10 protein-coding genes are annotated in these 7,373 nt (G+C 38.7%); 2 read left to right on the top strand and 8 right to left on the bottom strand.

The window, feature by feature from the left end; all coding sequences use genetic code 11:
* The 7 genes from RLO81_RS19460 to RLO81_RS19430 all read right to left on the bottom strand — a co-directional run.
* Positions 1-435, bottom strand: a 435-nt coding sequence (locus tag RLO81_RS19460) for a nitrous oxide reductase accessory protein NosL (RefSeq protein WP_350115807.1), incomplete at its 3' end; no start/stop codon positions are given.
* Positions 436-441: 6 nt separating this feature from the next.
* Positions 442-1,056, bottom strand: a complete 615-nt coding sequence (locus tag RLO81_RS19455) for a hypothetical protein (RefSeq protein WP_350115804.1) — start codon at positions 1,054-1,056, stop codon at positions 442-444.
* Between the two features lie 84 nt (positions 1,057-1,140).
* Positions 1,141-3,108, bottom strand: coding sequence for a Sec-dependent nitrous-oxide reductase (gene nosZ, locus RLO81_RS19450; protein ID WP_350115801.1), 1,968 nt, complete (start codon positions 3,106-3,108; stop codon positions 1,141-1,143).
* A 27-nt stretch (positions 3,109-3,135) separates the two neighbouring features.
* A complete protein-coding gene (locus RLO81_RS19445; protein WP_350115798.1) occupies positions 3,136-3,708 on the bottom strand; it encodes a fasciclin domain-containing protein in 573 nt (190 codons plus the stop codon).
* A 24-nt stretch (positions 3,709-3,732) separates the two neighbouring features.
* Positions 3,733-4,194, bottom strand: a complete 462-nt coding sequence (locus tag RLO81_RS19440) for a c-type cytochrome (RefSeq protein ID WP_350115795.1) — start codon at positions 4,192-4,194, stop codon at positions 3,733-3,735.
* Positions 4,195-4,212: 18 nt separating this feature from the next.
* Positions 4,213-4,932, bottom strand: coding sequence for an iron-sulfur cluster repair di-iron protein (gene ric / locus RLO81_RS19435; protein ID WP_350115792.1), 720 nt, complete (start codon positions 4,930-4,932; stop codon positions 4,213-4,215).
* 45 nt (positions 4,933-4,977) lie between these two features.
* A complete protein-coding gene (locus RLO81_RS19430; RefSeq protein ID WP_350115789.1) occupies positions 4,978-5,403 on the bottom strand; it encodes an RrF2 family transcriptional regulator in 426 nt (141 codons plus the stop codon).
* A gap of 343 nt (positions 5,404-5,746) precedes the next feature.
* On the opposite strand from RLO81_RS19430, the gene RLO81_RS19425 reads away from it, so the two are divergent.
* Together RLO81_RS19425 and RLO81_RS19420 are read left to right on the top strand one after the other, a co-directional pair.
* Entirely contained in the window at positions 5,747-6,283 is a 537-nt protein-coding gene (locus RLO81_RS19425; protein WP_350115786.1) for a hypothetical protein, read from the top strand.
* Positions 6,259-7,137 carry a hypothetical protein gene (locus RLO81_RS19420; RefSeq protein WP_350115783.1) on the top strand — a complete coding sequence of 293 codons (879 nt, stop codon included), beginning with the start codon at positions 6,259-6,261 and terminating at the stop codon, positions 7,135-7,137. The genes RLO81_RS19425 and RLO81_RS19420 overlap by 25 nt, the downstream gene beginning before the upstream one ends.
* Position 7,138: 1 nt before the next feature.
* Here RLO81_RS19420 and RLO81_RS19415 read toward each other — a convergent pair.
* A partial coding sequence (locus tag RLO81_RS19415) for a LytR/AlgR family response regulator transcription factor (RefSeq protein WP_350115780.1) occupies positions 7,139-7,373 on the bottom strand: 235 nt, incomplete at its 5' end.

The following is a 7,373-nucleotide window of genomic DNA, read 5'->3' as shown; positions in this document are numbered from 1 at the left end:
TTGTTTACTAAATTTTTGCTTTAGCTCCTGCCAATTAAACGTATCACCGCCTGATTCTTCCTGTGTTAGAACTAATTCATTACTATCTGAAAAAGCAGAAAGAAAAGCCCCCATTGGGCTAGGTATTTCTTTACTGATCAGGTAGTTAGCATCTTGTGCTTCAATCAGTTCGCCTGGGTTTGTATAATCTGCTACTAAAATTAGGTCTGCTTCCGGACGATCCCATTCTTTAAGGTCATTCACCATACATTCAATAGCATCGTACTTATAGTTTCTACCTTTCACAGTCACAATTTGAGCTGCGTGTTGTTTGTCAACTATTGTCATTCGGCAGAAATCACAGGCATCCTGACTGTAGGATATGGGTTGAGGCCCAATATTGCATGCACTTACAAGAAGGGCAAAGAATGATATACTATACAGTATTAGTCTCATAGCTGTTTAATTTAAATTAGCAGTAGATTTTCTGCCCAGAAAATAACCAATTAACGAAAACAACATACCGATTCCAAGCAAAACGCCACCCAGCCTTGGATAGGAGAATGCATCAAAATTGAGAAGTTTTTTATGACCAATCAGTGGTGGGTTGTATTTCATTGGAGTTCCGTCAGGGTTTACCAATTTCAAAATGGCATTTGGGTCGAGATCAGTTCCGTATTCAACCAGCCAAAGGTTAAAATCATAAATACCTAGTGTTCCTAAAATGCCCATTACAATGAACCAAATTAAGAACCAGATGGATGATATTTTTCCTATAAAGCCTAAAATACCAATCAGAATGCCAATAACTGCCATTGATAAAACCACCTTCGGAAATACAGAGAACTCCCACATGTCTGCTGGTTTTGGCAGTGTTTTCATGCCAATGTAATGATTTAATCCATCGATGTTTTGGATGTCGAATTCATTTTCTCCTTGAAGCCCGTTGATATGAATATCAATGCCAAGAGGCTCTGGGTATTGTGGGGCACCTAGCCTTATATTCCAGAGTGGAAAGACGAACAACCCTAACAACAAGGCACTACCGATAATCATCAATATACTTGCCTTTTTCATTTTGATAGTATTTTGGTATTTAAAATATTTTAGATGGAAATAAGAGCAGGCTCAATCGACCTACTCTTATTTCTTATTGGTTAGTTACTCATCATCTAAAGACCAGCTCAGTGGAATAGTAGAGTTTGCCGGAGAGACACGTACATATCCTTGCATTTCCTGGTGTAGGGCAGAGCAGAAATCTGTACAGTAGAATGGCCATACACCCACCTTCTTAGGTTCCCAAAGAGAGGTTTTTGTTTGACCAGGCATTACCAAAATTTCTGAGGTACCCTGTCCGATCATAGAGAATCCGTGGGGAACATCAAAGTCTTGCTCATGATTCGTGATATGGAAATACACCTTATCACCCACTTTGATACCTTCGATGTTATCAGGAGTAAAGTGACTTCGTATGGTAGACATATAGATATGTACCTCATTACCATCTCTTTCTACTTTGGCTTCAGCAGGGCTCTTAATGGCGTATGGGTGCATATTCTCATCTATTCGATAAATCTTTTTAGAATTATTCACCAATAGTTCTGCGTTACAACCTGCAGCATAGTGGGGCTCGCCATGAGTAGGAAAATCGTAGAGTAATTGCATTTTCTCCCCTGAGATATCATAAATCTGTGCGGAATGTTCCATTTCAGGCCCAGTAGGCAGATAGCGGTCTTTTGTGATTTTATTCATGGCTACCAAGTACTTTCCGTGTGGTTTTCTTGAGTTCCCGCCTGGGATCATTAGGTGGCCTACTGAGTAGAATGTAGGCTGTCTATCCACAACTTCCCAGGTCTCTAATTTCCATTTAACCACTTCAGAAGAAATAAAGAAAGTCGTATAGGCATTACCTCTGCCATCAAATTCAGTATGCAATGGGCCTAAACCACCACTTTGTACAGTTCCTGCTACAACATCTTCATATTTAATAATTGGAATACCATAAGCATCACCATCAAAGTTTTCAGCTTCAATGGCTGCCAACATTTTGTCAAAGGAGTGAACGGTGATATCGGCTGATAATTTACCAGCACCAATGATGTATTGACCTGATGGATCAACATCGCATCCGTGTGGTGATTTTGGTGTAGGCAGGAAGTAGATAGCTCCAGGAATTTCAGAAGGATTAACCGTTAAAACTTCCTTCTTCATTGTTGAAGTTGCTGTATGTGTAGATTCATCATAAACGTTGTGTGCATAATTAGCTGGCATCTTTGTGCCTCCGCCATTATTCACATACTCTTCTATTTTCTTCCAATTTACAGCTGCAATAAAATCCTTGTCGTTTTGCGAAGCATTTACTTCTAACAGTGTGTTAGCTTCTTCTGTATTGTAAGTGGAGAAGAAGAACCAACCATGAGATTTGCCTCTACCTGGGTGCGACAAGTCATAGTTAAATCCAGGCATAAGTAGTTGAAATTTGATGTCCATATGGCCATGCTCAGGTTCTACAGCTATAAATGTTAATGCCCCTTTGAAATTGCTTTTGTACTCCTTTATTGGCATGTCCCTTTGTGGTACAGGTACAGCAAATCTTGTTCCTGCCACCACATATTCAGTGTTCTCAGTAATAAATGATGAACTGTGATTACCAGCGCTATTCGGCACCTCAATAATTTCTTCTGTTTCAAATGTGGTTAAACTGATTCTTGCTATACGTGGTGTATTATTACCATTAGCAAAAATCCATCTTCCGTCCAACTCTCCATTGGTTTGTGAAATATCTGGGTGGTGTAAATCATCCCAAGGAATAAAGCCAAAGGAGGTATTTAGCATAGGTTTGGTTTCTTCAGAATAACCATAACCAGATGTTGGAAATTGGGAAAAGACAGGTATCTCCTTAAACAATCTGCCTGACGGCAAACCGTAAACGGTTAAGTTACCACTATAACCCCCTGATAAGAATCCGTACTGTTCGTCCCTTTCCCCTGGGGCTACATATACTTTTTCAGCTATGTTGCTGCTTAATGCTCCATTCGAGGAGCCACTGCCACCTCCTTGATTGCATGAAAAGGCAAAAAATACCAGTCCTGCCATCAGATAACTATGAATTTTAATTAGTTTTTTCATTTTATGCTAGGTTTATTGATTGCTTAATTAGTTTGGTAATATCACTTTATTGACCACATGAATAACTCCGTTTGATGCTGGGATAGTAGCCATAATTTCTGCGCCTGCTACGGTTATTTTATCACCCGTCACAACAACTTCCAAATAGTCACCAGTCGCCATGTAGAGTTTTCTGCCTTTAGAAGCTTCTTTATTGAGTGATGCAATATCATAAGATCCCGGAGCTGCATGGCGGGTTATAATGGTAGCCAGTTGAGATTTGTTTTCTGGCTTCAATAAGTTAACCAAAGTTCCTTCAGGCAAAGCATCAAAGGCCTCGTTTGTAGGGGCAAAAACTGTTAGTGGGCCGGCATTCACCAGCACGTGTTCTATTTGTGCTGCTTCAACCCCTGCTACCAACGTGGTGTGTGCTTCAGAACTGGCTGCGACCTGCAAGATATTCTTGTCGGACACATTGTCTACTACAGAGGCCTGCCCTTTCGGATGACTGGCTTCTTCAGTTGCCACCTCTTCAGTGGTCTGACTTTCTTTAGGAGTACACATAAATAGTAGTGAAGCAACCAAAGAAAGCCCAATCGAGATTAAAAATTGATTTTTCATTGTTTTATGGTTTTGGTTAAGATCTTATAGCGTTCTGAAATATTCTAGCACAGCTCTAGCTTCTTCCTCAGTAAGGTTTTGGTTAGCCATGGGCGACCCGTTAAATTCTACTAATAGCTTTTTGGCTATTGGATCTTCGGCAACCATCTTTTCCGGGGCCAGAATCATGTTCATAATCCATTCAGGATTTCTTCTGGATAAGATATCCTTAGGTGCTGGTCCTATAAATTTCTTTTCAGCTTTGTGGCAGGCAGTACATTTAGAATCAAAAATTTCTAATCCTTTTGACGCCAATTGCGCATCAACCTGTTCGGGTAGCGTGAGGTCTTTGATTGGCCCAACGCCCTTATATTCTTGCCAATTTTGATATGGATCTTTTACAGATTTAGCAAGAATTTTATCCTTTCGACTTTGACCGTCACCTCCACCACAGGCAACTATCATGGTGGCAGCTACTACGATTATTAAATAAGTTATTTTTTTCATGACTTTATTTTCTATTTGTTAAAAATTAAATTCTTTATATACTAGGCGTGCCTGTGGAAACAGCACGTTATTTTCCAGATGAATATGCTTATGCAAATCGGCTTCAAATTCCTTTAGCATGGCATACGTTACTTTGTATGTCTGGCAGCCATCTGCTGGACATTCATAGTTATTTGTTAATTCATTTATTTTTCTAAATCTTTCTCCTTCTGCACTGTGTTCATGCTCCATCATCTGTATCGGGTTTTCTATATGGCCAAAATGAGGGGGCGACAGTTCAAACCCATCTTTTTTAGAAGCTACCATTGCGTTAATGAATGGAAACAAAACCAATTCCTCTTTTTGTAAATGAGCTAGTAGAGCTGTCGCCCCCTCATCGAATAAATCTTTTATCTGCCAAAGTTCAGGGTGCCTCTCCCCATGCACACGGCACAACTTGTCAAGATAGAGTTGCAGTGTTGGTACAGTGGTTTTTATGTAATGGTGATGTACATTCACAATGGTGTTGATCAGTTGATCGGGGGTTTCATGTTCAAAATTAATATGTGATTTATCCATAATGACTGACTCAAGTTCGTGTCGGATTTGATTTAAATCAGTATTGTGTTTCTGACATGCTTTTGCCAGTGTTATTCCACCACCGCAGCAGAAATCCATATTATGTGCAGTAAATACCTGAGCGGCCTGATAATTTTCGGCCACTATTTGTCCAATTGGTGTAGATGCTAGATTTTTCATATTTAAGATTTAAAGACCCATATATCCGTTAATGATTCAAATTTTTTACATTTTCAAAAAGCTTATGCCTTCATCTAGTCCAGACTCTATATCAGAGAGTTTTGTGGTTGTAAGTACACCTTTCAAATAATCTCGTACAGAAACAAAACGCTGATGTACAGGACAGGGGTGTTTAGCAGAACATTGCTCTAAACCCAGAACACAACTGCTCACTATTTTTTCACCATCTATTGCTACAACAATCTCTAATAACGTTATCGGTCTGTCTGCCACTTTAAAACCACCAGAAGGACCGCGCAATGAAATCAACAATTTACTTCTGACCAGCTGCTGAAGAATTTTAGCAGTGTATGCTTCCGGGGAATCAATGGCTTTCGTGATTTCTTTGAGACCTGCCAAATGCGTATCCTCCCTTTTAGAATTAAGGTAGATCATTATTTTAAGAGCATATTCGCAGGCTTTTGAAAACATATTCCACTTATTTTGATACAAATGTAATAACCAATTTAATTACGGACAAACATATCCTTAATTATTTCGGATATTTTTATCTTTAATAAAATGCACATTAATTGATATGATAGATTTACTCAGAAAGTTTGAATGATTCAAGAAGAGTGAACTCTTGCTTTCAATTTTAGTATAGTTATTTTTCTTTCTGATTTTGGTAATCACGGCATTTGTTCATGGCTAAATTTCAATTCACATAAGAATACTATCTATATAGATAATACTGGCTATGAGTAGCATAATTAATACTATAACTAACCAAGATAGCCGTTTAATTATTTGTTATGATATAATTAGTTTGAACATGAAAAAACTTACCCTATTCGCCTGCATTTTATTTATCGCATTTCATGCCCCTGCTCAGGACAAACAACCGTCATTAAAAGAATTACTAAACCATGTAGTTGGTGGCACTTGGGTATCAACCAATAAAGAGAATGAAGGAAAACCAGAAGATTATAAAACCTTCTACATGAATTTTAAAAATTGGGCTGATGACAACTCCGTAACAGGAAGTATCTACGGTATAATGAACAATGGAGATACTACGCAGCTAATAGAAATTTGGAATTTTATCGATAAGTCAAAAAATAACTTATTCTACGTGAACCGCACTACCGGGGGGTGGATAGGAACCGGAACAATCACGCCTTACGAAGGTAAACACCTTAATATCCAGTTTAAAACAAGAACAGATCAAGGGCAAGAGTTTTATACTAGAGACCTTCATTATATAGAAGGACCCAATAAGCTCAAGGCCGTATCTCAACATAAAGCCAAAGAAGAAGATAACTGGGGCGTAGAAAAAATCTCAGTATGGGAAAGAATAACGAACGATTAAAAAACAAGATTATGATATCCAGAAGAAAAGCAATACAGAGTTCATTGTTAGGAATATTGGGGTTTTCACTTCCATATTCGGCAAGCTCCAATGTGTTAATTAATTCCGATTCAAACACAGCTAAGCCTTACCCGGCATATCCATCATTAGATCCTGAGATGGTTCATTCGGTTGTGGGCAAATCACATTTTGACTTAGATGCAGTAAAAAAACTGGTTGAACAACGCCCTGAGCTGGCTGCTGCCACCTGGGAATGGCGATTTGGCGATTTTGAGTCTGCAGTGGGTGCTGCTTCTCATGTAGGTAGAAGAGACATTGTAGAATACCTGTTGAGTAAAGGAGCCCGCCCCAATATTTTTACCTATACGGTACTTGGAGCTTATGATGTAGTAAAGGGTATGATCGCACACACACCTGGCATTCAAAAAACGCTTGGCCCTCATGGCATTAGTCTGTTAGATCATGCCTATGCTGGTTTGAGAATGAAGGATATTTTAAACGCAAAGCAAATAGATAACTCCAAAAAACTGATTGATTACCTGGAAGAACTAGGCGATGCAGGAGGAATAACATATGAAGACGTACCTGAAGTTGACAAGCCTAAATACCTCGGTGATTACATGTATGGGGATAAAGCAGATGAAGGGTTTTCAATAAAGCTAAACATGCAAAAAAAGCTTGCTCTTGGTACAATTGGTGAGTTTGGCGGGTCGCTATATAAAATTGGTGAAAATAAGTTCACTTATAATGGGGCACCTTCGGTAACTGTTTCATTTCAATGGGCTAATGATAAGGTTAAATCATTGACTGTTAAAACACCGGACGCTGAAATTACTGCTGAAAAATTATCTTAAATCAGGCCTGAAACTTAGACAGGGCATTCAATAGTTCGTCTTTGTAACTTCCTCCGATGGGGATATTCGTTTTTACTATATCCAAATCTTGTGAAGTATAGGAGCTGATTTTACTGAGGTTCACAATATAGGATCTATGAACTCTCATAAATAATGAATTTGGCAATACCTCCTGAAGGTGACTAAGCTTTTGATAAGTAATCAACATCCTGTCTTTACAAAAAACCTTAACATAG

The organism is Fulvivirga sp., from assembly GCF_040220315.1.
In the GTDB taxonomy this organism is placed as follows: Bacteria; Bacteroidota; Bacteroidia; order Cytophagales; family Cyclobacteriaceae; genus Fulvivirga.
Note: the sequence above shows the minus strand (reverse complement) of the source record. Positions and strands in the feature narration are given on the sequence as shown.

Coding starts and splice junctions, on each gene's coding strand:
- RLO81_RS19455 (WP_350115804.1), bottom strand. CDS start 1,056: ATGAAAAAGGCAAGTATATTGATGATTATCGGTAGTGCCTTGTTGTTA.
- nosZ (WP_350115801.1), bottom strand. CDS start 3,108: ATGAAAAAACTAATTAAAATTCATAGTTATCTGATGGCAGGACTGGTA.
- RLO81_RS19445 (WP_350115798.1), bottom strand. CDS start 3,708: ATGAAAAATCAATTTTTAATCTCGATTGGGCTTTCTTTGGTTGCTTCA.
- RLO81_RS19440 (WP_350115795.1), bottom strand. CDS start 4,194: ATGAAAAAAATAACTTATTTAATAATCGTAGTAGCTGCCACCATGATA.
- ric (WP_350115792.1), bottom strand. CDS start 4,932: ATGAAAAATCTAGCATCTACACCAATTGGACAAATAGTGGCCGAAAAT.
- RLO81_RS19430 (WP_350115789.1), bottom strand. CDS start 5,403: ATGTTTTCAAAAGCCTGCGAATATGCTCTTAAAATAATGATCTACCTT.
- RLO81_RS19425 (WP_350115786.1), top strand. CDS start 5,747: ATGAAAAAACTTACCCTATTCGCCTGCATTTTATTTATCGCATTTCAT.
- RLO81_RS19420 (WP_350115783.1), top strand. CDS start 6,259: ATGGGAAAGAATAACGAACGATTAAAAAACAAGATTATGATATCCAGA.